Origin of the sequence: Novosphingobium sp. 1529 (assembly GCF_040544855.1) — a bacterium.
GTDB lineage: Bacteria > Pseudomonadota > Alphaproteobacteria > Sphingomonadales > Sphingomonadaceae > Novosphingobium > Novosphingobium capsulatum.
This window is the reverse complement of sequence record NZ_JBEPKW010000003.1, coordinates 306,399-329,332: the sequence shown is the minus strand read 5'-3', so window position 1 is coordinate 329,332 and position 22,934 is coordinate 306,399. Positions and strand designations below refer to the sequence as shown.

Sequence of the window (22,934 nt, the reverse complement as noted above, 5' to 3'; positions counted from 1 at the left end):
CGAGCGCTAAGTCTATGGCAAGATGGGAGTTCGACACGTGAAGGTTTTCCATTTCCTGGTGGCAGCAGCGGCGATGACCAGTGTTCCGGCGCTGGCCCAGGCCCAGACCGCACCGGCGGCGAACGCTGCGGCAACCGTGGCCGTGGGTGGCACCATCTTCGATCCGCAGGGCGGCGAAGTGGGCAAGATCGTGAGCATGACCGGTGATGCCGTGGTGGTCGATACCGGGACCAACAAGGCCACGTTGCCCAAGAGCGCCATCGGCACTGGGCCCAAGGGTCCGATCATCGCCATGACCAAGGCCCAGATCGACGAACAGGTGGCCGCTGCCAACCAGAAGGCAAGCGCTGCGGTCGAAGCGGCAATGGTTGCCGGTGCACCGGTGAAAGGCAAGGCCGGCGGCGCGATCGGCACGATCAAGGAAGTGAAGGGCGACCAGGTGATCGTGGCGCGCAGCGCCGGTTCGGTCGCTTTGCCCAAGACGGCGTTTGGCCTGGGTGCGGATGGCCTGTTCATCTCGATGACCGCAGCCGAACTGGATGCGGCGACCAAGGCGGCTGCCCCGGGGGCATAATGCGGTGGCCCGGCCTGCCCCGGGGCGGGCCGGGCTCGCTTCGATGCAACCCGAAAAACGGTTGATTCGGCGCTATTTGCCTCTGGCCGCTTGCCGGGATTCGTGATCAAACGGCGTGTCGCTTGGACAAGGGGCATGCCACCATGAATCGGGTGTTGTTGACCAGCTTAGGGCTATGGGTTGCCGTGTCTGGCCTGGGCGCGCCCGCTGCCCATGCTGAGGGCGCGAACAAGTGCAAGGTGGGCCTGATCGCCAAGCTGCCGGTGGTGATGGAAAACACCCGCGCCAGCGTGCCGGTAACTGTCAACGGCAAGGAAACCCGCGTCTGGCTCGATAGCGGGGCGTTCTTCAACTTTATGCCCAAGGCCCGCGCGGTGGAATTGGGCCTGCGGACCGAGCCGCTGCCGATGGGGTTTTACATGACCGGGATCGGCGGCACGGTGACGCCCGAACTGGCGCAAGTGCGTGATTTCGGAATCGTGGGCGTCACGCTGCACAACGTGCAGTTCCTGGTGGGCGGTAGCGATGCCGGCAACGGCTTTCTCGGCGCCAACCTGCTGGGCGTGCAGACCACCGAGTTCGATCTTGCCAAGGGCGTGGTCAACCTGTTCCAGGAGCGCGGCTGCGACGGGATCAGCCTGGCCTATTGGGGCAAGGGCATGTCGGTGGGCGAGGCGCGCGTGTTTCGCCCGACCGACGAGCATGATTATCACATCATCGTCGAAGTGATGATCAACGGGCAGTCGATGCGCGCCCTGCTCGATACCGGGGCGCCCACCACTCTGCTGGGCCGCCGGGCGGCCGAGCGCGCTGGCATAGATATGTCGGCGCCCGATGTGGTCAATTCGATGCGCATGGGCGGCATCGGCATGAAGCGGCGGGAAAGCTGGATCGTGCGCACCAAAACCATCTCGATCGGGGGCGAGGAAATCCGCAACAGCCCGATCCGGGTGATCGACGATGCCGACGATGATCGCTCGACCGACATGATCCTGGGCGTCGACTTTCTGCTGTCGCACCACATTATCGTGTCGCGCGCGCAAAGGCTGATGTTCGTGACGTACAATGGCGGGCCGATCTTTTCCGCGACGACCGATGGCGAAATCGGGCGGCTCGCAACCCGTGCGGAAAACATGGGCAAGGCCGAAACCACGGCCGATCCCAAGACGGCGGACGAATTTGCCGGGCGCGCTTCTGGCCGGATGGATCGCGGCGATACCGCCGGCGCGGTAGCCGATTTTTCCGAGGCGCTGCGCCTGGCGCCGACGCGGGCCGATCTGCTGGAGCATCGCGCCAATGCCTATCTGCGCAGCGGCAAGCTGGACCTGGCGCGCCAGGATCTCGATGCCGGGCTGGCGATCCGCCCCACCGATCACCGCCTGCTGACGCGGCGCGCACAATTGCGGCTGGCCACCGGGGACCGCGCCGGCGCGCGCGCCGATACCGATGCGGCGGCGGCGCATCTGCCGCCCGGCTCGCTCGACGTGATGCAGGTGGTCAATCTCTATGAGCGGCTGGGCGCGGCCGATCGCGGGCTGGCGCTGATCGATGCAGTAGTGGCGCTGCACCGCGACGATTCGGTCTATCCCAGCCTGCTCAACGCGCGCAGCTGGAACCGCGCCTTGGCCAATGCCGATCTCGATCGCGCGCTCAAGGATTGCGATCTTGCGATCAAGAAGGCCGGGCCGCAGCCGGCCATGCTCGATACGCGCGCCCTGGTGCAATACCGGCGCAAGGCCTATGCCGCCGCGATTGCTGACGAAACAACTGCGTTGGCAAGCAACCCGCGCCTGGCCGCCGCGCTGTTCGTGCGCGGGTTGGCACGCGATGCCAGCGGCGATGCCACCGGCGGGGCGGCCGATCTGGCCGCCGCCCGCGCCATCGCGCCGCGCATCGACCGGCGCTACAGGGCCTATGGCCTGATCGCCCCGCCAGCGCCGCATGCCGCGCCGGCCAAGCCGCCTGCGGGTGACGCGGACGAGGCAGAGGAAGAGGACGAATAAGACGCCACAGGCGCGGCCACTGCGTTGCAAAGGCCCGATCAACTGCTATGTGTCATTACGATATGACAAGGCCCCGATCGGGCGGGAAGAGGTAATGATGCGCGTGTCCCTGCGTTGTCTTGGCGGCTTGCTGGCCGGCATGTCGGTTTTCGCGTTCACCCCGCTGGCCCATGCCGCCGCGGCTGCGCCGGCGCCGGTGGGCAGTGATAGCTGCGCCGCCCTGACGCAGGCAGGCCATGTTGCCTGGCCCGAGGCCGGCACGCGGATCGTTGCGGCAACCTGGCGCCCGGCCGGCTATGCCGTGCCGCTGGTGGGCCAGCCCGACGCGCCGCCCACCCAGGCCGTGCTGCCCGCTCATTGCGAGGTCGAAGGCGTGATGCACGAACGCCGTGGCGTGGATGGCCAGGCCTATGCCATCCGCTTCCGCCTGCGCCTGCCGAGCGATTGGAACGGGCGCTTCCTGATGCAGGGCGGGGGCGGCACCAACGGCACGGTGGGCGATGCGATCGGCAAGGTCAGCATGGACCAGGCACCGGCGCTTGCCCAGGGTTTTGCCGTGCTGGCGCAGGATTCAGGGCATGACAATGCCACCAATACCGATCCCGCGCGCGGCGGCATGGTGGCCTTTGCCCATGATCCCCAGTCGCGCGCCGATTACGGCGGCGCTTCGCTGCGCCCGGTGACTCTGGCGGCCAAGGCGCTGGTTGCGGCCTATTACGGGCGCAATCCGCGCTTCAGCTATTTCTATGGCTGTTCCAAGGGCGGGCAGGAAGGCATGGTCCTGGCCCAGCAGGAGCCCGATCTCTACAACGGCATCGTCGCTGCTGCTCCCGGCTTTGCCCTGCCGCGCGCCGCTCTGGCAGAGGCGTGGAATACCAAGGCGATGGGCGGCGTGCTGGCCGCGCGCGGCGACGCGCCCAGCGTGGCGAACCTTGCCCGCGCCTTTTCGGTGGAAGACGGCACGCGCGTACGCCAGGCGATCCTGGCCGCGTGCGACGGGCTGGACGGCGCCAAGGATGGTATCGTCGCCGATGGCGCGCGCTGCACCAGCGCGCTGGTCGTGCCGCAATTGCGCGCCGCCGGCCTGAGCCCGGCCCAGGTCACCGCGCTGGAGCAGATCCACGACGGGGTGCGCGATGGCGCCGGGCGGCAGATCTATCCCGGCTTTGGCTGGGATGCCGGCTGGTTCGATCCAGGCTGGCGTATCTGGATGACCGGCAGCCCGGATGGGCGCGTGCCGGCGCTCAATGTCGTGCTGGGCGGGCCATCGCGCGTGGTGCTGTTTGCCACGCCGCCGGGCAATGTGCCGCTGGCCCCCGATGCCATCCTGGCGGCGCAGCTGGCGTTTGATCCGGCGCGCGATGCCGCGGCGGTGACCGCCACCGCGCCGGGCTGGCCGCGCTCTGCCTGGCAGGACGTGGGCGCGCATGTGCCCGATCTCGATCGCTTCCAGGCGCGCGGCGGCCGCCTGATCGTGCCGCACGGCGGCTCAGATCCGGTCTTTTCGCTCAACGATACGCTGGGCTGGTGGCGCGCGCTCGATCGCCACAGTGGCGGGCGTGCGGCCGGCTATGCCCGGGTGTTTCCGGTGCCGGGCATGGCGCATTGCGCCGGTGGCCCGGCCACCGATCGCTATGACGCGTTGCGCGCGCTGGTCGATTGGGTGGAGCAGGGTAAGGCGCCCGAAGCGCTGGCGGCCAAGGCCGGCCCAGCCACGCCCTGGCCCGGGCGGGAGCGGCCGCTGTGCCGCTATCCGCTGGTGGCCAAGACCAAGGGCGGCGTGACGGCCTGCGCCATGCCACCCAAGACCGCCCGCCGCTGATCAGCGCACTTTGTAGACGGCGATGTCGACAGCCGGGTGGGCCGGGTCATTGCCGCCGGTGACCGTGGCGACATAGGCGCCGCTATTGAGCCAGCCTTGCGGGCCGAGCGGCGCCTCGAACATCGGCATGCCCACCATCTGCGGCTTTTCGCCGTGGGGGCCGGGGCAGGCCTTGGCATGGTTGACCACGTTGATCACGGCCCCGTCGGCGGCCTTGAGCATATAGTCGGCATGCAGTTCGATGCAGCCGCCCGCGCCGTGCAACTGCCAGTCCCACCCGCCAGGCAGCACCACGCCGTGCAGCATGGGCCCATCGACCGTGCCCCCGGTGATGCGCACCAGGCTGCGCCCGCCGCGCGGCGTCTGGCCCACGTCAAGGCTTTCGCCCAACAGAACATGGGCGCGGAATGCTGGCTCCAGCACGGGGGGCGGTGCCATGGGCGCATCGGCATGGGCCACGGCGGGCAGCGCAGCGACAGGGGCGGCGAGAAGGGCCAGCGCCGGGGCGGCAAGGCGTGGTAACAGGGCTGCGAACATCGGGTGGTGGGCCTTTCGGGTTGGCGCTGTTGCGCGTTTGAGTAAACGATTGTGCAAATAGCCGCCTTATGCAAGATGGCATGGCCGCGACGGCGAGGGAGAAGGTGATGATCAACAGACGGTCGGTCTTGCGCCGGGGTGGCGTGGCGCTGGGGGTTGGCCTGGGTGGGATGGGCCTCAGCAGCCTGGGCATCGGCGGGCTGGACTTTGCCAGCGCAGCTGCCGCCGATCCGCTCGCCGGCGTCGATCCCGAGTTGCGCGCTGGCGCGGCCACTGTCCTGGCCATGGGGGCCAAGCTTTCCCCGCTGACCACCGCGCGGCTGCCGATCCTGCGGGGGGGCGGGGCGGCGATGGCCGGGCCGCTGCGCCCCGATGTGCCGGTGGAGGCGCGCAAGGTGCCAGTGGGGCCAGGCATTCCCGACGTGACGGTGCAGGTGATCAATGCCGGCACCCGGCCTAGCGTCGGCCCGCGCCCGGCAATCCTGCACACCCATGGCGGCGGTTTCGTCGCCGGTTCCGCGCTGGCCGAACGCGGCTATCTGCAGGATTTTGCCCACGCCCTCGATTGCGTGATCGTCTCGGTGGAATATACCCTGGCGCCAGAGGCACGGTTTACCCGGTCGGTGGCGGAAACCTATGCCGGGCTGCGCTGGCTGCATGACCAGGCCGAGGCGCTGGGCGTCGATCGGCGGCGGCTGGCGGTAATGGGCGAAAGCGCCGGCGGTGGCCATGCCGCCCTGCTGGCGATTCAGGCGCGCGACCGGGGCGAGGTGCCGCTGGTCTTGCAGGTGCTGACCTATCCCATGCTCGATGATCGCACCGGCAGCACGGTGATGCCGCCGCCCGGCATCGGCAAGCTGGGCTGGGACGCGCAGGCCAATCGCTTTGGCTGGGAGAGTTTCCTGGGCGCCACGCCGGGATGGCGCGCGGTGCCGGCGGCCGGGGTGCCGGCCCGCTGCGCGCACCTGGCCGGCCTGGCGCCGGCGTTCATCGCGGTGGGCGGGATCGATCTGTTCGTGGATGAAGACATCACTTATGCCCGGCGCCTGACCGATGCCGGCGTGCCGACCGAACTGCTGGTGATCCCTGGCGCCTATCACGGGTTTGATCGCGTGGTGCCCGATGCATCGCCCTCGCGCCGGTTGATCGCGGCGCGGCTGGCGGCCTTGCGTCGCGCGTTTGGCCAGCCGGCGGGATAGGCGCCCGCCTGGGCACAGGCATGGCCTTGCCGTAGGATAGCCGCCGCGCCATGGTGCCGGCGGCAGCGGCGATACGATGAAACGGACCACATGAATCTCAAGCAATTTGCTGAACTGGCAGGGGTTTCCACCGCAACCGCATCCCGCGCGCTGAGCGGGACGGGCCGGGTCAGCGAAGAGACCACCAGCCGGATCGTCGCCCTGGCGGAAAAGCTGGGCTATCAGCCCAACGCCATCGCCCGCAACCTGCGCACCCAGCGCACAATGACCGTGGGCGTGGTGGTGCCAATGGGCCACGATGCGTTGCAGCACCTGTCTGACCCGTTCTTCAACACGATGATCGGCTTCCTCGCCGATGCCCTGGTCGAGCATGGCTATGACCTGCTGCTCTCGCGCGTGCTGCCCGATGATGAGCGCTGGCTGGATCGTTACATCGGCACCGGCCGGGTCGATGGCATTCTGGTGATCGGTCAATCGGATCAATACCATGTGATCGAAAGCATGGCCCGCCGCTATCGCCCGATGGTGGTGTGGGGCGGGCAGATGCCAGGGCAGCGCCATTGCGCGGTGGGATCGGACAATTTCCGCGGCGGGCAGATGGCGGCCGAACACCTGATCGCGCGGGGGTGCCGCCTGCTGGCCTTTGCCGGGCCGGGGCTGGGCGTGGAATTTGGCGAGCGCCTGGCTGGGGTGCGTGCCGCGCTGGCCGCCGCCGGACTGCCGCCGCCGGTGGAACTGCCCTCGCACTTCGAACCCGATGCCGCCTATCGCGATCTGGCCAAGCACCTGGGCGCGCTCGACAGCATGCCCGATGGTATCGTTGCTGGCGCCGACGTGACCGCCGCCAGCATGCTCAAGGCGCTGGCCGAAATGGGCTGCGACGTGCCGGGCACGATCAAGGTCATCGGCTATGACGGGCTGCCGATCGCCGGGCATCTCGTGCCAGCGCTTACCACGATCGACCAGCACTTGCGCGAAGGGGCGCGGATCATGGTCGATCTGTTGATGCGGCGCATTGCCGGCGAAGACGCGCCCTCGGTGCGGATCGAGCCGCGCCTGCTGGTGCGCCAGTCAACCTGAGCGCAAGCCACCTGACGACAGCCCACCTGACGACAGCCAACGTGACAGCGTGAGACACCCGCCAAGGCGACCAGGGCAATTTTTGCGCATTGGTGCGCAATCGATTGCGCAAACAAAAATGATGGCGTAGGCGTAGCGTCGAATCGCGGACGACCACGCGCCGGCCTGTCCGGTGCGGCGCCGATCCAACCAGGGAGAGAGACACATGATCCATCGCACCATCCTGCTCGGCTCGGCCGGCATCCTGGCCTTGGCCCTGACGGCGCCCACCACCGCCTTGGCGCAGGAAGCCGCCCCGCATGCCGCGCCCGAGGCAGTGGCCGATACGCCGCCCGCCGAAATCGTCGTCACCGCGCAAAAGAGCAGCGAGCGCATCAGCAAGGCGCCGATCGCCGTCAGCGTGGTGGCGCAGGGCCTGCTCGATCGCCAAGGGCTGACCACGGGCGAACAGCTGGCCACCACGGTGCCTTCGCTCAAGCTGTCGCAGAACGGCTTTGCCATTCGCGGCATCGGCAGCAACAACGGCTTCAGCGGCTATTCCACCGTCGCCACGCAGATCGACGGCATCTACAATCCGTTTTCCGCCGCGCTGACCATGGCGGTGTTCGACGTGGCCTCGATCGAAGTGCTGCGCGGGCCGCAGGGCACAGTCTATGGCCGCAATGCCACGGCCGGCGTCGTCAACATCAATACTGCTGATCCGGGCCGCAACCTGGGTGGCAGCGCCAGCGTGCAGTATGGCCGCTTCAACGATATCCGCGCCCAGGCCGCGATCGACCTGCCGATTGCCGATACGTTCGGCATCCGCATTGCCGCCTTCCACCAGATCAACGACGGCTATGGCCCGCAGTTCAAGACCGACCGCTTTGACAAGACCGATCTGTCGGCCGTGCGTGTCACTGCCAAGTGGGATATCACGCCCACGTTGAGCTGGCGCGTTTCGGGCGCCTATGGCGAGAACAACAGCACCGTGCCCGCGGTCTATCTGCGCAACTATACCTATTACCCCAATGCCGATCTCAAGACCGGCACATTTGGCCAGGGCGTGATCGTGCCGAGCGATGCGGTCAATCCCGGCCTCGATCTGGTGACCAACAATCGCCAGGCGGTCAAAAGCTATGACGTGCGCTCGAAGATGGTGTGGCGCGCATCGGGCGCGCTGACGCTGACCTGGCTGGCTGGCTATTCCGAACTCAAGAACAACGGCGTGACCGCAACCAGCGGCGTATTCTCGCAGGAATACATCAATCAGCGCATGCAGACCTGGTCGCACGAACTTGACGTGAACTATGAAAGCGGGCCGATCAAGCTGGTTGCCGGCGCCTATATCTCGGAAGACAAGCAGCCCTCGGGCCAGCGCCTGCTGCACGCCGGCAACACCGCGCCGGCCCCGTTCAACAGCGTGTACAACATCTTTGGCGCCAAGGTGGCCGGCACCGGCAACCAGATTTCCACGATCAGCGCGGTGGACGTGGTCAACACCTATTCGGGCACGGGCAGCCGTTCCAAGGCGCTGTTCGGCCAGGCGACGCTCAAGCCGGTATCGGGCCTGCGCATCAACCTGGGCCTGCGTTCCACCTGGGACAAGGTGTTCTCGCGCGAGCAGCAGCTGGTCTGCCAGGGCGACACGGTGACGCGCGCCAATATCAGCTCCACCACCTGCCCGACCTTTGCCCTCGCCTATACCGATGACAGCAACCGCCCGGCGGCCAAGTTCAGCAAGGTGAACTGGAAGATCGGCTTCGATGCCGACATCACGCCTGACGTGATCGGCTATGCCTCGGTATCGACCGGCTATCGCGGCGGTGGCCTGCAGGCCAGCACCAACCCCGCTGCGTTCCGCCAGTATGCGCCTGAAACCGTGACCAACTATGAAGCGGGCCTGCGCGCCAACCTGCTCAACAACCGCCTGTTCGTGGGCCTTACCGCCTATCAGATGGACTATCGCGACCTGCAGGTTTCGACGATCATCGTCGATCCGGTGCAGGGGCCGATCGCGGTGACGACCAATGCCGCCAAGGCGCGCATTCGCGGGCTGGAGCTGGAAACCACGTTCCGGCCGACCTCGGCCGATCGCTTCTCGGGCTATATCTCGCTGATGGACGCCAAGTTCCGCAGCTTTGCCAATACGCCCGATGGGCTGCTCTATGCCGATACGATGTACAACATCTTTGCGCCGCTCCTGGGCTATGCGCCAATCAATGCCGCCACGACCGACAACACCGGCAAGCGCCTGCCCAATGCCCCGACGTTCAGCGCGCGCGCCAGCTATGGCCACACGTTCACATTTGCCTCTGGCGCCAAGATCACGCCGGCGGTGGATTTCTATTACCAGACCCACAGCTATGCCACGGCGCAGAACATCGCGCAGGGCCTGATCGATGGCTATACCAAGACCGACCTCAACCTGCAGTTCGACGAGGCCAGCGGCCACGCCTATGTCAACCTGTTCGTCAACAATCTGGAAGATCGCCGCATTCCCACGCTGGTGACGCCGGTGTGGAGTTCGACCACGGCAAGCTATGCGCCGCCGCGCACCTATGGCATTCGCATCGGCTTCAAGTATTGACGCTGGAAAGCGCGAACGTGCGAAGGGAAGGGCGATGGACCATGCAATCAACCGGCGGGGCATGCTGGGCCTGTTGGGGGGCGCCATGATGGCCGGTTCGTTTGCCGATGCCGCGGCGGGCCATGCGCGCGCGCCGCTGCAAACCCCGATCGGGGCGAGCGCCCTGCCGCCGGCGTGGCAGGCGGCAGAGGCCGTGCCGCTGTGGCAGGGGCGCGTGGCGCCGGGTGGAACCTTTCACCCGGTGGCGCGCGCGGCCGATCTGGCCGCCACGTTCGTGACCGACGTGGCTGCGCCGGAACTGCGCGTGTTCCGCCCGCACCAAGGCAATGGTCGCGCGTTGCTGGTGATTCCGGGCGGGGCTTATACCTTCGTTTCGGTGCGCAACGAAGGCGTCGACGTGGCCGTGCGGTTTACCGCGCTGGGCTATACCGTGTTCGTGCTGGTCTATCGCCTGCCCGGCGAAGGCTGGACCCCGCGCGCCGATGTGCCGCTGGCCGATGCCCAGCGCGCGATGCGGCAGATCCGCGCCTTGGCCGGCACGCACGGGTTTGATCCGGCGCAGGTGGCGGCGATCGGCTTTTCCGCTGGTGGCCATCTCGCCGCCTCGCTGCTGACCGGGTATGACGAGGCCTTGTTCGCGCCGGGCGATGCGATCGATCGTCTGGATGCACGGCCGGCCTGCGGCGTGCTGGTCTATCCGGTGATCGCGATGGAGCCGCCCTATACCCACGCGTATTCGTGCAGCCGCTTGCTGGGCGATCATCCCGATGCGGCGCTGATCGCGCGGCGATCGCCGGCGCGCCATGTCGGCGCGCAGACGCCGCCGGTGATGCTGGCGCATTCGTTCGATGATCCGGCCGTGCCGTGGCAGAACAGCACGCTGTTCATCGAAGCGATGCAGGCCGCCCACCGCCCGGTGGAGGCGCATTTCTTTGAAGAAGGCGGCCACGGCTTTGGCACTGGCCCGGCCAATGCGCCGGCCGGGCAGTGGACAAACCTGGCCGCAAGCTGGCTGGACCGCCAGCTGGGTTAAGCTAGGCCAGGAACACCCGGCACAGCAGCGCGAGGGCGAGGGCGGGCGGCATCGCGATCAGGCCCAGCTTGAAGAACGTGGCAAAGCCCACGTCTTCGCCCTCGCGCCGGATCACCTGCAGCCACAGAATCGTGGCGAGCGAGCCGGTGATCGACAGGTTCGGCCCAAGATCGACACCGATCAGCAGGGCATCGACCACCACGCGCGGCGGATGTGCCAGGGCCACTGTTCCGGCCGCGACCAGCCCTGCGGGCAGGTTGTTCATGATGTTGCACACAAACGCCAGGACCGTGCCGGCGGCCAGCGCCGTCGTTGCCGGCTGGGCCGTGGCCTGCGACAGCATCCGCGCCAAGGCGCCGATCGCGCCGGTGCGATCCACCGCCTCTACCACCACGAACAGGCCGGCAACGAGCGGCAGCACGCCCCAGGAAACGTGGCGCACCAGGCCCAGCGGCGATTGCCGCGCGAACAGCGATACGCCGATGGCGCAGGCCAGGCCCGCCACGGCCGTGGGCAGACCAAGCGGGCGATCGAGCGCCGAGGCCGCCAGCAGCACGCCGGCCGTCAGCACGATCGCCAGCACCGCCGCCTTGCCCGCGCGCGACAGGGCGGGCCGTTCCACCACGGCGGCGCAAGTGCCGGCCAGATCGCGGCGGAAATACCAGCGCAGCACGGCATAGGTGGCGCCGATTGCCGCCAGCGAGGGCAGGGCAAAGGCGGCCAGCCACGGCCCCAGCGGCGGCATGTGCCCGCCATAGAGCACAAGGTTGGCGGGGTTGGAGATGGGCAGCACGAAGCTGGCGGCATTGGCGATCAGCGCGCAGGCAAACAGCAGCGGCAAAGGCTCTGCCCGCGCCTTGCGCGCCACGGCAAAGACCGCCGGGGTCAGCACCACGGCGGTGGCATCGTTGGACAGGAACACGGTGACCACCGCGCCGGTGGCATAGACCAGCGTGAACAGCCGAGCGCGCGATCCGCCGGCGTGGTTGACGGCAGCAGCGGCGACCCAGTCAAACACGCCGTGCTGGCGCGCCGCCTCGCTCAGCAGCATCATGCCGGTGAGGAACAGGTAAACGTCTAGCCCCTTGGCCACGGCGGCGCCGGCGGCGGGCAGCGGCATCAGTCCGGTCAGTACCAGTAACGCGGCGCCGCTGGCGGCCCAGATCCATTCGGGCCAGCGCATCGGGCGCGCGATCACCCCGGCGGTGGCAAGGCTGGCGATCGCCCAGATGGCGCCTGTTGCAGTTGGCATCGGCGCCGTCATGGCCGGCCCGCGCCGGCCGCGCAAGCCGGGCGCAGTGTGCCGGCAAAGCCTATCCACAGGGCCAGGCTGGCGAGGGCAAAGCCGCCGAGAATGAAGAACGTGGCATGATAGCCCAGCATCTGCGCCAGCCACCCGCCGATCGCGGGAGAGAGGCTGGCGCCCACGCCCTGCACGGTCATCACCGCGCCTTGGCCCACATTGACGCGGCCCGTGCCATCGAGCAGGCAGGCGATCAGGCCCGGCACCGCCACGCTTTGCAGGCCAGCGCCAATGCCGTCGAGCGCCTGGACCGGCCACACGCCCCAGTGTTCGATAAAGGCGCCGGCAAGCAGCCCGCGCAGTGGCAGCGCCGCGAACGACACCAGCAGCACCAGCCAATAGCCACGCTGATGCGCCAGCTTCATCGCCGCGAGGCTCGCCACGATCATTACGGCCTGGGCCACCATCACCGTGGTCGCGGTGAACATGGCCGGATCGCCCTTGCCCATGCCCACCACCGCCATGCCATAAAGCGGCAGCATCGCCCCGTTGCCGAGGTGAAAGCAGGCGAGCGCGGCGGCGAGGATCAGCAGCGGCTTGTTCGACAGCAGTTCACGAAAGCCCTCGGCCTGCCCATCGGCCGTGGCCTGGTGTTCCGGCTCCAGCCCGCGCGCGGCGCGGTGATCGATCGCGCGTTCGGGGATGGAAAGCACGGCGGTGATCGCCATGACGCCGAACGCTGCCGCCAGGAAGAAGATCGCCGGCATGCCAAAGCGCCAGCCGAGCCAGCCGGACAGCCCGGCGCCGACCAGATTGCCGGCATGGTTCCACGCCTGGTTGCGGCCGTTCTGTGCGTTGAATCCGCGCTGCCGCACTACGCCCAGGGTAATCCCCGCCACGGCCGGGCCGATCGCCGCGCCGGCAATCGCGGTGGCGACCTGGCTGCCGGCGACAACTAGGAACGCCTGCGACCACAGCAGCAGGAACGAGGCAAGCACGGTGCAGATGCCGGTGATCACCACCACCCAGCGCTTGTGCGCGGTGTGATCGATAAAGGCGCCGGCCGGCACGGTCATGGCCATGCCGGCAATGCCGCCGGCGGTCATCACCGTGCCGATCGGCCCCGTCTGCCAGCCGCGCTGCTGCAGGAACACGCCCAGGAACGGGCCGATGCCGGCCTGCATATCAGCCATGAAGAAATTGAGCGCCTGCAGGGCGCGGGTTGCGCGCCGCCGATCGGCATTGTCCGTTGCTGCTGCGCCCACGCCCTTAACCCTTTGAACCCGCTTTGGCTGGTGAACTCTGCCGTGGCGGGATGTTTCCCTGGCAATGGGGGCATGGGGTGCGGCTTAGGGCAGGGTGGCGAAAAAGGCCTCCAGGGCGGCGAGGCTGTCGGGCTCGTCCATCATCGGAGCGTGGCCGATGCCGGGAATGGCGGCGAGCCGGGCCTGCTGCTTGCCGGCAACCATGGCCTGGGCCACGGCTTCATCCAGCAGATCGGTGGCCGTGCCGCGCAGCACCAGGACCGGGCGATCCTGGGCAAAGGCATGCCATTTGCCCCAGGGATCGGGATCGGCCACGATCTTGCCAAAGGCCTGGGCGATGGCCGGATCGTAATCCGCCACGATCGCGCCGTCCTCTTCGCGGAACAGGCGGCGGGCCATGGCCAGCCAGTCTGCCGCGCGATAGTGGGGAAAGACATCGGCGTTGAGCGTGGCGCAGGCCTTGGCCGCATCGTCCCACGTGGCGATCGCGCCACCCTTGCCGACATAGCCGGCAATGCGCGCGAGGCCGCGCGGGGACAGTTCCGGGCCGATATCGTTGATGACGGCGGCCGCGACGCGGGCGGGGGCGTGGGTGGCGAGGGCCACCGTGATCAGCCCGCCCATCGACGTGCCGATGAACACCGCGCGGGCAATGCCCAGGCCATCGAGCAGGGCGCAGACATCGGCCACATATGTGTCCACGTCATAGCGCTGCGCCGGATCGCGCGCTGAAAGCCCGCGCCCGCGCATGTCGAGCGCCAGCACCCGGCGCCCCCGCGCGGCGAGCCACGGGGCGATTGCCTCGAAATCGCGGGAATTGCGCGTCAGGCCGTGCAGGCACACCACCGGCAGCCGCGCCGGGCCGGGCGCTGCGGCATAATCCCGGCCCGACAGCGCCAGCCCATCGGGCGATGTCCACTGGCGCAGGGCGAACGGCGCAGAACCCGTCACGCGCGTTCCTCCCCGCTGGCACTTGGCGATGACAGGCCATGGGCGAGCAGGCGTCCGGCCTCCTGCACCACGGCTTCGGGGGCCTCATCGCCCCACACGCCAAAGCGCAGGCCGAGGAACACGTTCATGCCCATGATCGCCCAGGCGCGCACTTCGCTGTCGCCTGCGCTGATCTCGCCGCGCTGGGCGGCCGCTTCGAGCCGGGCGGCGATGCGCGCGGCCGAATTGGTGTAGTGTTCGCGATAGGCGGCCGGATCGACGAATTCGGATTCATCGATGATCCGGTAGATCTCCTTGTGCTGGCGCACGAAGTTCAGATAGGCGAGCTGGCCGGCGCTTTCGGCGGCAAGCTGGTTGGGCGCTGCGGCAATGCTGGGGCCGACGAAATCCTTCACCTGCCCCGAGAGATCGCGCACCAGCGCCTGGAAGATCGCTTCCTTGCTGTCAAAATAGACGTAGAAGCTGCCGGTGGCGACGCCGGCGCGCGCGGTGATCTGGCTGATCGCGGCATCGTGAAAGCCCTTTTCGCCAAACTCTTCGGCCGCCGCATTGAGCAGCGCGCGCAGCGTACGCCGGCCGCGCTCGGTCTTGGGCACCTTGGACGGGCGGGGCGCTGGTGCTGCCGCCGCGGCATCGGGCTGCGGTGCCGCCGTGGCGGAGGAAGGCGCGGGAGAAGTCCGGGTTTCAGCCATGAGCAGCCAGTTCTAATTTGAAGAGTGATTCATTTTTCACTAGTATGCCGGAACCGGCCGGCAGCGCAAGGTACAGCCAAGTCCACGCCGCGCTCAATGGGAGAGACGAATGCCACCTGCGCCAGAATCGCACGATAGCTTGCCCTTGCTGCGCCGCCCGGCGTTCGTGCTGGCGATGCTGCTGGTGGTCTATACGTTCAATTTCATCGATCGGCAGATCCTGGGCATTCTCGCCGGGCCGATCAAGGCCGATCTGGGCCTGAGCGACACCCAGCTCGGCGCGCTGGGCGGCTTTGCCTTTGCCCTGCTCTATTCCACCATGGGCCTGCCGCTGGCCTGGCTGGCCGATCGGCGCGGGCGCACGCGGGTGATCGCGGCCTCGCTGGCGGTGTGGAGCGCGTTTACCGCGCTGTGCGGCATGGTTTCGGGCTTTTGGGCGATGTTTGCCTGCCGGCTGGGCGTGGGCGTGGGAGAGGCTGGCGGGGTGGCGCCATCCTATGCGCTGATTTCCGATACCTTTCCGCCGCAGCGGCGGGCGCGGGCCCTGGCGATCTATTCGCTGGGCATCCCGCTGGGATCGGCAGCGGGCATCCTCCTGGGCGGCTATGTCGCGGCGGCGGTGAACTGGCGCGCGGCGTTCCTGGCGGTGGGCCTGGCTGGCCTGGCATTCACCCCGCTGTTTGCCTGGACCGTGCGCGATCCGCGCCGTCCGCAAGCGGGCGAAGCGCCGGCGATGCGCGCGGTGCTGGCGATCCTGGCGCGCAAGCGCAGTTTCTGGCTGCTGGCGCTGGGCGCAGCGTCGTGTTCGATGATGGGCTATGGCCTGGCGTTCTGGCTGCCCTCGCTGATGCGCCGCTCGTTTGCCTTGGGCCTGGTCGAAACCTCGCAGTTCTTTGGCCTGCTGCTGCTGGTGGGCGGCTCTGCCGGGGTGATGGCCGGGGGCGTGCTGGCTGATTGGCTGGGCACGCGCAGCCGCGCCGCCTATGCCCGTGTGCCCGCGCTGGCGTTCCTGGCCGGGGTGCCGCTGTTCGTCGCCGGGCTCCATGCCGGCAGCGCCGCGCTGGCGTTCTGGCTGTTCCTGTTGCCCCAGGCGCTGGTCTATATCTGGCTCGGCCCGATCCTGACCGCGGTGCAGCACCTGGTGCCCGCACCGATGCGCGCCACGGCCTCTGCCGCGTTCCTGCTGATCAACAACCTGATCGGCGTGGGCCTGGGGTCGCTGACCATCGGCAAGCTGTCTGACCTGCTCACGCCGCATTTCGGCAACGATGCGCTTCGCCAGGCGATCCAGATCGGCCTGGGCTTCTACCTGCTCGCGGCCGTGCTGATGCTGGCAGGCGCGCGCCATCTGGCGCGGGAATGGGTGGATTGATTTTGCCGCGCCAGAGCGCAACATAGGCCGATGTTGCGCACGCTCTATCCCCCGATCGAACCCTATAAAACCGGCACGCTCGATACCGGCGAGGGGCATGTCATCGCCTATGAACGCTGCGGCACGCCCGGCGCGACGCCGGCGGTGTTCCTGCATGGCGGGCCGGGCGGTGGCATTTCGCCCACCCACCGGCGCCTGTTCGACCCGGCGCGCTATGACGTGCTGCTGTTCGACCAGCGCGGCTGTGGCCGCTCCACTCCCCATGCCGGGCTTGAGGCGAACACCACCTGGCACTTGGTGGCCGATATCGAGCGGCTGCGCGAGATGGTCGGCGCGCAGCAGTGGCTGGTGTTCGGAGGCTCGTGGGGCTCCACCCTGGCGCTCGCCTATGCCCAGGCGCATGTCGAGCGCGTCAGCGCGATGGTGTTGCGCGGCATCTATCTGTGTTCGCAGGCAGAGCTGGACTGGTTCTATCAGTTCGGCGTCTCGCAGATGTTTCCCGACAAGTATGCCCGCTTTGTCGCGCCGATCCCGCCTGCGGAACGCGGCGACATGCTGGGCGCCTATTACCGCCGCCTGACCAGCGGGCCGATGGAAGAGCGCATTGCCGCCGCGCGGGCGTGGAGCCTCTATGAAGGCGAGACGATCACCCTGCTGCCCGATGCGGCCAACAGCGCCCAGCACAACGATGGCCATTTCGCCCTGGCGTTTGCCCGGATCGAGACCCACTATTTCACGCATGGCTGCTGGCTGGAGCCAGGCCAGCTGCTCGCCGGGGCAGAGCGGCTGCGCCATATCCCCGCCACGATCGTGCATGGCCGTTATGACATGCCGTGCCCGGCGCACTATGCCTGGGCGCTGCACCAGGCCTGGCCCGAGGCGGAGTTTCACCTGGTCGAAGGGGCCGGCCATGCCTTTTCCGAACCGGGCATTCTCGATCAGCTGATCCGCGCCACCGATCGCTACGCGCGATAGGCGCGGCGGCCGGGCACCTGCAACTGCACCACCACGCCGCCGGTAGCGCCGTTGCGAATTTCGATCCGGGCACCCAGCGTGGCGGCGCGTTCACGCATGCCGATCAGGCCGAAATGGCCCGCCGCGCCTTGCGTCGCGCCGGTAAAGCCGACGCCATCGTCGCTGATCCGCAGCGTGAGCATGCGACGGCCGTGATGCAGGGCGATGGTGATGGTCTTTGCCTGAGCGTGGCGACGGGCATTGGCCACCGCTTCGTGGGCGATCGCCACGCACTCCTCGGCCACGGCGATCGCCACCGTGCGCGGCTTGCCGCTGCAGCGCAGGATCACGGGCGGCACATGGCCATCGCTGCATAGCGGCGCCAGCGCGCGCGCCAGATCGACGGCATCGGGCGCCGGGGAGCGCAAGTCGATCACGCGGTCGCGCGCGGCGGCAACCACGTCATCGCCGCGTTCGAGTGCGGCATCGAGTTCGGCCCGCGTGGTGCGATCGAGTGCGCCACGCGCGGCCACCGCCTGGAACCGCAGGATCAGGCCCTGCACCCCTTGCAGCAGGGTATCGTGCAATTCGCGCGCGATGCGCTCGCGCTCGGCGATCTGCCCCTCGCGCTTGGCCTTGGCGCGCGCGATCAGCACGCGGGTGCGCTGGCGATAGAGCGCCTGGGCCACGAACAGCACGAGCGCGGCGACGGCGAGGCGAAACCAGGTGGTCTGCCAGAATGCCGCGCGAATGGTGAAGGTCAGCGCGGCGCCCTGCGGCTGCCAGGCGCCCTCGCGGTCGGTGGTCTGCACGTCAAAGCGATAGGTACCGGGCGCCAGGTTGGCATAGGAGATGTCTTGCGCGGTGCCATTGGCCACCCAGCCATCGTCCAGCCCGCCAAGCCGCACGCGAAAGCGCCGCTGCGCCGGGGTGGCGAGATCGAGCACGCCATAGCGGATGGTCACCTGCGTCGTCCCCACCGGCAGCGCCAGGCCCGGCCGCGCCGGCCATTCGTGGCCATTGGCGCCCAGCGCGCGTACGAACAGCGAAAAGCGGGTTTCGGGCAGAGGATTGGCCCAGGGCAATGCTTCAAGCACGCCTTGGCGGGTGAGGGCAAAGACGCGATCCTGCCCATCGCGCACGATCTGTTCGCCCGCGCCGGCCTGGGGCAGGGCAATGCGGCGATCGTCATCATCAAACGTGACGTGCGGGATCGGCCGCGTCGGGTTGGCAAAGGCTTGGGTGAGCGCGGCAGTGCTGACCCGCGACAGGCCGTGATAGCCAATCAGCCAGGTCTGGCCAGCGGCGGTGGACACCACCCCGCGCGTATCGAACAGCCAGGGATGATCGCGCGCGTCGAGGACCTGCACACCCTTGTCATCCAGGCGCAGCAGGCCCGTGGTGCCGCCCACCAGCACATCGTCAGCGCGCACGCTGAGCGTGCCGGGCCGCTCGAACCCGATCTTGCTGCCATCCCAGGTGCTGAGCGCGCCATGATCGAGCCGGGCGATGGTGCGCCGATCGAGTATCATGACCAGGCGCCCCTGCCGGTCGAAAGCCAGGCTTTGCGGCTGGCCGAGCCGGGGGTCGAGCGCCACCGGTTCCAGCCGTGCCCCCACCTGGTGCAACAACCCCAGGCCGCTGGGCGAAAGCCACAGCGCGCCACTGGCATCGGCGGCGCAATCCTTCACTTCCAGCACGTGCCGGGGCATGGGAAGCGTCTGGCCACGGTGCGGCCCGGCCACCACCTGGGCATGATCCGGGCTGATCGCCCAGACATCGCCATTGGCGCCCGCACACAGGCCCATGACCCATGGTGGCACCTGCGCCAGCGCGCGCGGCGCCTGGCCGGGATCGATCTGGTACACCGCCGCATCGTTGGCAAGATAGACGCGGCCACCCTGGGCCGTGGCCAAGAGACCGCTGCCGCCGCGCGGCGCCATATTCGGCAGCACGCGCAGCGGTGAGGGAGAAAACCGGTCAAGCCCGCGCTCTGTCCCCACCCAGACATTGCCATCGCGATCAGCCAGGATCGGAGATGCGCGATCAGAAGTCAGGCCCTGCTCTTCGCCGATCCGCTCCACCGCGCCACTGCGCGGCCAGATCGCCACCAGGCCCGAAATCGCGGTGGTGGCCCAGATCCGCCCGAACGGATCGGCCACGGCGCGATAGAAGTTGGCCGACGGCAGCGCGGTGCCCGGCACGACAAGCCGAGCGGCGGCGCCGCGATCCGGCACGCGGCGCAGACCGTGGGAATCGATGAGATAGAGCGCATCGTCGGGCGTCTGCATCATGGCGCCGCCGCCCGACACGGTGAGCGGCACCGCCGTGGGGCGAAACGGGCCCGGCCCAATCGGCCAGCGGAACGGCTGCCCGCCCCAGGTGACGAACCACATATCCCCCTGGCGCGAAAGCAGCTGCGGTTCGGCCTCGTTGGTGTCGAACGTGGGGGCGATCATCGCCTGCCAACCGGTGGCGGTGTGGCGATAGACCGCATGCTCGCCATCGCCCACCGCGATCCACGGCTCGCCATCCGGGCCGATCGTGATGCTGGTGATTTCGGCGGCATCGCCGGGGCGGCCGGCATCGTGCAGGCGCCCGTCGCGATAGACCGCCACGCCGCCGCGCCCGGCATAGCCCAGCCAGATGCTGCCATCGGGCGCGGCGGCCAGTGCGCTGACGGCCGTGGCGGCGCGGGGATGGCCGGGCGGCGGCGGCACCGCTTCGAACGTGGTGCCATCGAAGCGGAACAGCCCTTCGACGCTGCCCACCCACAGGAAGCCGTCGCGGTCTTGCGCCAGGGATTGCACAAAGCGCGGAGCATGATCGCGCGCAGTCCAGCTGCGGTGCTGCCAGGCCGGTGGCGGCGCGGGCAGCGGTGCGGGCTGCTGGGCCGCGTGGGGCTGAACCGTCGCTGGCGGGGCGCCCGCGCCGGACGCCGCCAGGCCTGCCAGGCCGCAGAGCGCGAACAGCACCACGGCGCCGCCGCGCCAGAGGGGGAAAAGTTTGCCTTGCGTGTGTGTCATGCCCGGTCGCCGTCCATCGGCAATCGCGGGCGCTTGCGCAAGGGTGTGTGTAAAAGCCTGCGCGCCGGGGCTTGCCCCAGCGCGCGGGCTTTTACCGCCCGCTCACTCAGACGCGGGTGATGATCGTTTCGATCGGCAGGCGCGACTTGGGCAGGCGGCCGTTGTAATCGGCATCCTTGTCGGCATAGCCCAGCGCGACCACGAACAGGCTGGTGAAGCCCTTGTCCCGCAGGCCGAATTCGATATCGAGCAGGCGCGTGTCGATCCCTTCCATCGGCGTGGCATCGATGCCCAGCGTGGCCGCGCCCAGCAGGAACTGCCCGAGATTGAGATAAACCTGCTTGTCCAGCCAGTGCTGCTGGTCGCGCGTGTCGAACTTGTGGATGCCCGAAAAGGTGATGCGTCCGCCATTGGCGCGCGCCTTCATCCCTTCGGGATCGGCGGCAAAGCGGCCATCGGCCTCTTCCTGGGCGGTAATGCGGGCGATGTGTTCGGCGCTGGCATCGATCAGGCTGGCAAAGACCACCACGTGCGAGGCATCGCGGATGGCCTTGGCGTTGAAGGCAAAGCGTTCCTGCGCGGCCTTGGCCACGCGTTCCTTGCCCTCTGCCGTGCCGGCCACGATGAAGTGCCAAGGCTGCAAATTGGTGCTCGACGGGCTGAAGCGCAGCAGGTTTTCCAGCGTTTCCATATCAGCGTCGCTGATGCGGCGCGCGGGGTCATAGGCCTTCGCCGTGTGGCGACGGCGGGCGGTGGCAAGAATGTCGGACAGGGGAGATTCTCCTGGGGCTGGGCAGCCGGGCAGCGGGCGCCCGGCCGGGTGTCAGCCCGCGTTATGGGTATTGCCCACGGCATATTCCATGGCCTTTGGGGCAGGCCCGATCAGATCGGGCCATGATTTTTTCTCTGCACGCAGGGCATTGCCCTGGGCGCCGCGCGGCGATAGGGAGGCGCCAATCGCATGGACCCGGTGCAACCCCGGGTGGCTATTCCGGCCGCCAATCCGCCGGACAATGCTTGTCGCCGGGGCGCTATTCAGCCCTGTGGCCGGCCGTTGGCAGCCCCTGCTGCCCGCCAGATCGGCCGCCTGATCGCCCGTTGCGACCTCCTCGGTTTTTTACAGCATGAACAACAGCAGTTTTGCGCGCTATCGCGCCGAATGGTGGGACAGTGCCACCAGCGCCCGGCGCGACATCCTCGCCGGCATGGTCGGCACCTTTGCGCTGATTCCAGAGGTCATCGCCTTTTCCTTCGTCGCCGGGATCGACCCGGAAGTGGGGCTGTTCGCCTCGTTCGTGATCGGCATCGTCATTGCCTTTGCCGGCGGGCGGCCTGCCATGATTTCGGGCGCGGCAGGCTCTGTCGCGCTGGTTGCAGCAGCGTTGGTGCATGCCCATGGCCTGCCCTATCTGCTGGCCGCCACGCTGCTCGCCGGCGTTTTCCAGATCGTGTTCGGGCTGCTCAAGCTTGACGTGCTGATGCGCTTCGTTTCGCGTTCGGTGCGGACAGGCTTTGTCAATGCGCTCGCCATCCTGATCTTTTCGGCGCAGGTGCCGCAGATGCTCGATGTGACGTGGCATACTTATGCCCTCATCGCGGCTGGCCTGGCGATCATCTATCTTGCGCCGCGCATCACCACGGCGATCCCCTCGCCGCTGATCTGCATCGTGGCCTTGACCGCGATCAACATGGCGTTTCCCATGCCGGTCCACACCGTGGCCGACCTCGGCCGCCTGCCTGCCACCTTGCCGTCGCTGACCTGGCCCGGCGTGCCGATGGCGTGGGAAACGCTGCGCATCGTCATGCCCTATGCCCTGGCGATGGCGGCGGTGGGCCTGCTCGAATCGATGATGACCGCCAGCGTGGTCGATGATCTGACCGAAACATCAAGCAGCAAGGCGCGCGAGTGCACCGGCCTGGGCCTGGCCAATCTTGCCGCCGGGCTGTTTGGCGGCATTGCCGGGTGCGGCATGATCGGCCAGACGGTGGGCAATGTGCGCTATGGTGGCCGCGGGCGGCTGTCCACGCTGGTTGCCGGGGTGTTCCTGCTGGTGGTGATGGTGCCGCTGCGCCCGTGGGTGGCGCAAGTGCCGGTCGCGGCCCTGGTGGCGATCATGATCATGGTGTCGATCAGCACGTTTTCGTGGGGCTCGATCCGCGATCTGGCGCGCCATCCCAAGGTTTCGGGCGTGGTCATGGTCGCCACCGTGCTGGTGACCGTGGCCACCCACGATCTTGCCGCCGGTGTGGCCGTGGGCGTGCTGCTGAGCGGGGTGTTCTTTGCCTTCAAGGTGACGCGCATGATGGAAGTGCGCGACAGCTATGACGCCGCCAGCGATACGCGCACCTATGTCGTGACGGGCCAGGTGTTCTTTGCCAGCGCGGATATCTTTGCCGACCGGTTCGACCTGCGCGATGATGCCAGGCGCGTGCGCATCGACCTGACCGCCAGCCACTTGTGGGATGTCACCGCCGTGGGCGCGCTGGAAGACGTGGTTTCCAAGATGCGCCATCACGGCATCGCGGTGGAACTGATCGGGCTGAACCAGGCCAGCGCCATCCTGGTCGATCGCCTGGCGCCGGCAATTTCCTAGCACACCGGGACTGGTCAACG

At 68.2% G+C, this 22,934-nt stretch carries 17 protein-coding genes and 1 other annotated feature; of the genes, 10 read left to right on the top strand and 7 right to left on the bottom strand.

Translation table 11 applies throughout. The annotated features are described in order from the left end of the window. The first annotated feature begins 37 nt into the window (after nt 1-37). The 3 genes from ABIC78_RS09405 (at nt 38) to ABIC78_RS09395 (ending at nt 4,399) form a co-directional block, all read left to right on the top strand. A complete protein-coding gene (locus tag ABIC78_RS09405; RefSeq protein ID WP_354489207.1) occupies nt 38-574 on the top strand; it encodes a hypothetical protein in 537 nt (178 codons plus the stop codon). A gap of 143 nt (nt 575-717) precedes the next feature. Further along, nucleotides 718-2,577: an aspartyl protease family protein gene (locus tag ABIC78_RS09400; RefSeq protein WP_354489205.1), complete on the top strand. Its 1,860-nt coding sequence runs from the start codon at nt 718-720 to the stop codon at nt 2,575-2,577. Nucleotides 2,578-2,671: 94 nt separating this feature from the next. After that, nucleotides 2,672-4,399, top strand: coding sequence for a tannase/feruloyl esterase family alpha/beta hydrolase (locus tag ABIC78_RS09395; RefSeq protein ID WP_354489203.1), 1,728 nt, complete (start codon nt 2,672-2,674; stop codon nt 4,397-4,399). Here the strand turns inward: ABIC78_RS09395 and ABIC78_RS09390 are convergent, their stop codons facing one another. Then, on the bottom strand, nt 4,400-4,936 hold the full coding sequence (locus tag ABIC78_RS09390; RefSeq protein WP_354489201.1) for a DUF3237 domain-containing protein: 537 nt from the start codon (nt 4,934-4,936) through the stop codon (nt 4,400-4,402). It lies immediately after the preceding gene. 107 nt (nt 4,937-5,043) lie between these two features. Here ABIC78_RS09390 and ABIC78_RS09385 point away from each other — a divergent pair, with 107 nt between their 5' ends. The 4 genes from ABIC78_RS09385 (at nt 5,044) to ABIC78_RS09370 (ending at nt 10,817) form a co-directional block, all read left to right on the top strand. Next, complete coding sequence (locus ABIC78_RS09385) at nt 5,044-6,135, top strand: alpha/beta hydrolase (RefSeq protein ID WP_354489199.1); 1,092 nt, start codon at nt 5,044-5,046, stop codon at nt 6,133-6,135. Nucleotides 6,136-6,225: 90 nt separating this feature from the next. After that, on the top strand, nt 6,226-7,215 hold the full coding sequence (locus tag ABIC78_RS09380; RefSeq protein WP_062784204.1) for a LacI family DNA-binding transcriptional regulator: 990 nt from the start codon (nt 6,226-6,228) through the stop codon (nt 7,213-7,215). 205 nt (nt 7,216-7,420) lie between these two features. Then, nucleotides 7,421-9,784 (top strand): TonB-dependent receptor, encoded by a 2,364-nt coding sequence (locus ABIC78_RS09375; RefSeq protein WP_354489197.1) that lies wholly within the window; start codon nt 7,421-7,423, stop codon nt 9,782-9,784. 34 nt (nt 9,785-9,818) lie between these two features. Beyond that, the gene (locus ABIC78_RS09370; protein ID WP_354489195.1) at nt 9,819-10,817 is read left to right on the top strand and encodes an alpha/beta hydrolase; all 999 of its coding nucleotides are present in this window, start codon (nt 9,819-9,821) and stop codon (nt 10,815-10,817) included. A 1-nt stretch (nt 10,818) separates the two neighbouring features. Here ABIC78_RS09370 and ABIC78_RS09365 read toward each other — a convergent pair whose 3' ends face one another. From ABIC78_RS09365 to ABIC78_RS09350, 4 genes are all read right to left on the bottom strand, one after another. After that, nucleotides 10,819-12,069, bottom strand: a complete 1,251-nt coding sequence (locus ABIC78_RS09365) for an arsenic transporter (protein ID WP_354489193.1) — start codon at nt 12,067-12,069, stop codon at nt 10,819-10,821. A gap of 8 nt (nt 12,070-12,077) precedes the next feature. Beyond that, nucleotides 12,078-13,325: an MFS transporter gene (locus tag ABIC78_RS09360; RefSeq protein ID WP_354489191.1), complete on the bottom strand. Its 1,248-nt coding sequence runs from the start codon at nt 13,323-13,325 to the stop codon at nt 12,078-12,080. Nucleotides 13,326-13,409: 84 nt separating this feature from the next. Further along, a complete protein-coding gene (locus tag ABIC78_RS09355) occupies nt 13,410-14,276 on the bottom strand; it encodes an alpha/beta fold hydrolase (RefSeq protein ID WP_354489189.1) in 867 nt (288 codons plus the stop codon). Next, a complete protein-coding gene (locus ABIC78_RS09350; protein WP_084390822.1) occupies nt 14,273-14,968 on the bottom strand; it encodes a TetR/AcrR family transcriptional regulator in 696 nt (231 codons plus the stop codon). Before ABIC78_RS09350 ends, ABIC78_RS09355 begins: the two co-directional genes overlap by 4 nt. A gap of 109 nt (nt 14,969-15,077) precedes the next feature. Here ABIC78_RS09350 and ABIC78_RS09345 point away from each other — a divergent pair, with 109 nt between their 5' ends. Both ABIC78_RS09345 and pip read left to right on the top strand, forming a co-directional pair. Further along, nucleotides 15,078-16,340, top strand: a complete 1,263-nt coding sequence (locus ABIC78_RS09345; RefSeq protein ID WP_054131428.1) for a spinster family MFS transporter — start codon at nt 15,078-15,080, stop codon at nt 16,338-16,340. A gap of 30 nt (nt 16,341-16,370) precedes the next feature. Next, nucleotides 16,371-17,315, top strand: coding sequence for a prolyl aminopeptidase (gene pip / locus ABIC78_RS09340; RefSeq protein WP_354489186.1), 945 nt, complete (start codon nt 16,371-16,373; stop codon nt 17,313-17,315). Here pip and ABIC78_RS09335 read toward each other — a convergent pair. Together ABIC78_RS09335 and nfsB are read right to left on the bottom strand one after the other, a co-directional pair. Beyond that, nucleotides 17,303-20,320: a sensor histidine kinase gene (locus tag ABIC78_RS09335; protein WP_354489184.1), complete on the bottom strand. Its 3,018-nt coding sequence runs from the start codon at nt 20,318-20,320 to the stop codon at nt 17,303-17,305. The genes pip and ABIC78_RS09335 overlap by 13 nt on opposite strands. Nucleotides 20,321-20,426: 106 nt before the next feature. Further along, complete coding sequence (gene nfsB, locus ABIC78_RS09330; protein WP_354489491.1) at nt 20,427-21,083, bottom strand: oxygen-insensitive NAD(P)H nitroreductase; 657 nt, start codon at nt 21,081-21,083, stop codon at nt 20,427-20,429. 197 nt (nt 21,084-21,280) lie between these two features. After that, nucleotides 21,281-21,336, top strand: a sequence feature (sul1 is cis-regulatory element that is thought to sense ions involved in sulfur or methionine metabolism; They are found in Alphaproteobacteria). Nucleotides 21,337-21,444: 108 nt separating this feature from the next. Between nfsB and ABIC78_RS09325 the strand changes: the two genes are divergently transcribed. Next, on the top strand, nt 21,445-22,914 hold the full coding sequence (locus tag ABIC78_RS09325; RefSeq protein ID WP_354489182.1) for a SulP family inorganic anion transporter: 1,470 nt from the start codon (nt 21,445-21,447) through the stop codon (nt 22,912-22,914). Nucleotides 22,915-22,934 lie beyond the last annotated feature (20 nt).

Coding starts and splice junctions, on each gene's coding strand:
- ABIC78_RS09345 (WP_054131428.1), top strand. CDS start 15,078: ATGCCACCTGCGCCAGAATCGCACGATAGCTTGCCCTTGCTGCGCCGC.
- ABIC78_RS09350 (WP_084390822.1), bottom strand. CDS start 14,968: ATGGCTGAAACCCGGACTTCTCCCGCGCCTTCCTCCGCCACGGCGGCA.
- ABIC78_RS09365 (WP_354489193.1), bottom strand. CDS start 12,069: ATGCCAACTGCAACAGGCGCCATCTGGGCGATCGCCAGCCTTGCCACC.
- ABIC78_RS09375 (WP_354489197.1), top strand. CDS start 7,421: ATGATCCATCGCACCATCCTGCTCGGCTCGGCCGGCATCCTGGCCTTG.
- ABIC78_RS09395 (WP_354489203.1), top strand. CDS start 2,672: ATGATGCGCGTGTCCCTGCGTTGTCTTGGCGGCTTGCTGGCCGGCATG.
- pip (WP_354489186.1), top strand. CDS start 16,371: ATGTTGCGCACGCTCTATCCCCCGATCGAACCCTATAAAACCGGCACG.
- ABIC78_RS09390 (WP_354489201.1), bottom strand. CDS start 4,936: ATGTTCGCAGCCCTGTTACCACGCCTTGCCGCCCCGGCGCTGGCCCTT.
- ABIC78_RS09385 (WP_354489199.1), top strand. CDS start 5,044: ATGATCAACAGACGGTCGGTCTTGCGCCGGGGTGGCGTGGCGCTGGGG.
- ABIC78_RS09370 (WP_354489195.1), top strand. CDS start 9,819: ATGGACCATGCAATCAACCGGCGGGGCATGCTGGGCCTGTTGGGGGGC.
- ABIC78_RS09400 (WP_354489205.1), top strand. CDS start 718: ATGAATCGGGTGTTGTTGACCAGCTTAGGGCTATGGGTTGCCGTGTCT.
- ABIC78_RS09335 (WP_354489184.1), bottom strand. CDS start 20,320: ATGACACACACGCAAGGCAAACTTTTCCCCCTCTGGCGCGGCGGCGCC.
- ABIC78_RS09325 (WP_354489182.1), top strand. CDS start 21,445: ATGAACAACAGCAGTTTTGCGCGCTATCGCGCCGAATGGTGGGACAGT.
- ABIC78_RS09380 (WP_062784204.1), top strand. CDS start 6,226: ATGAATCTCAAGCAATTTGCTGAACTGGCAGGGGTTTCCACCGCAACC.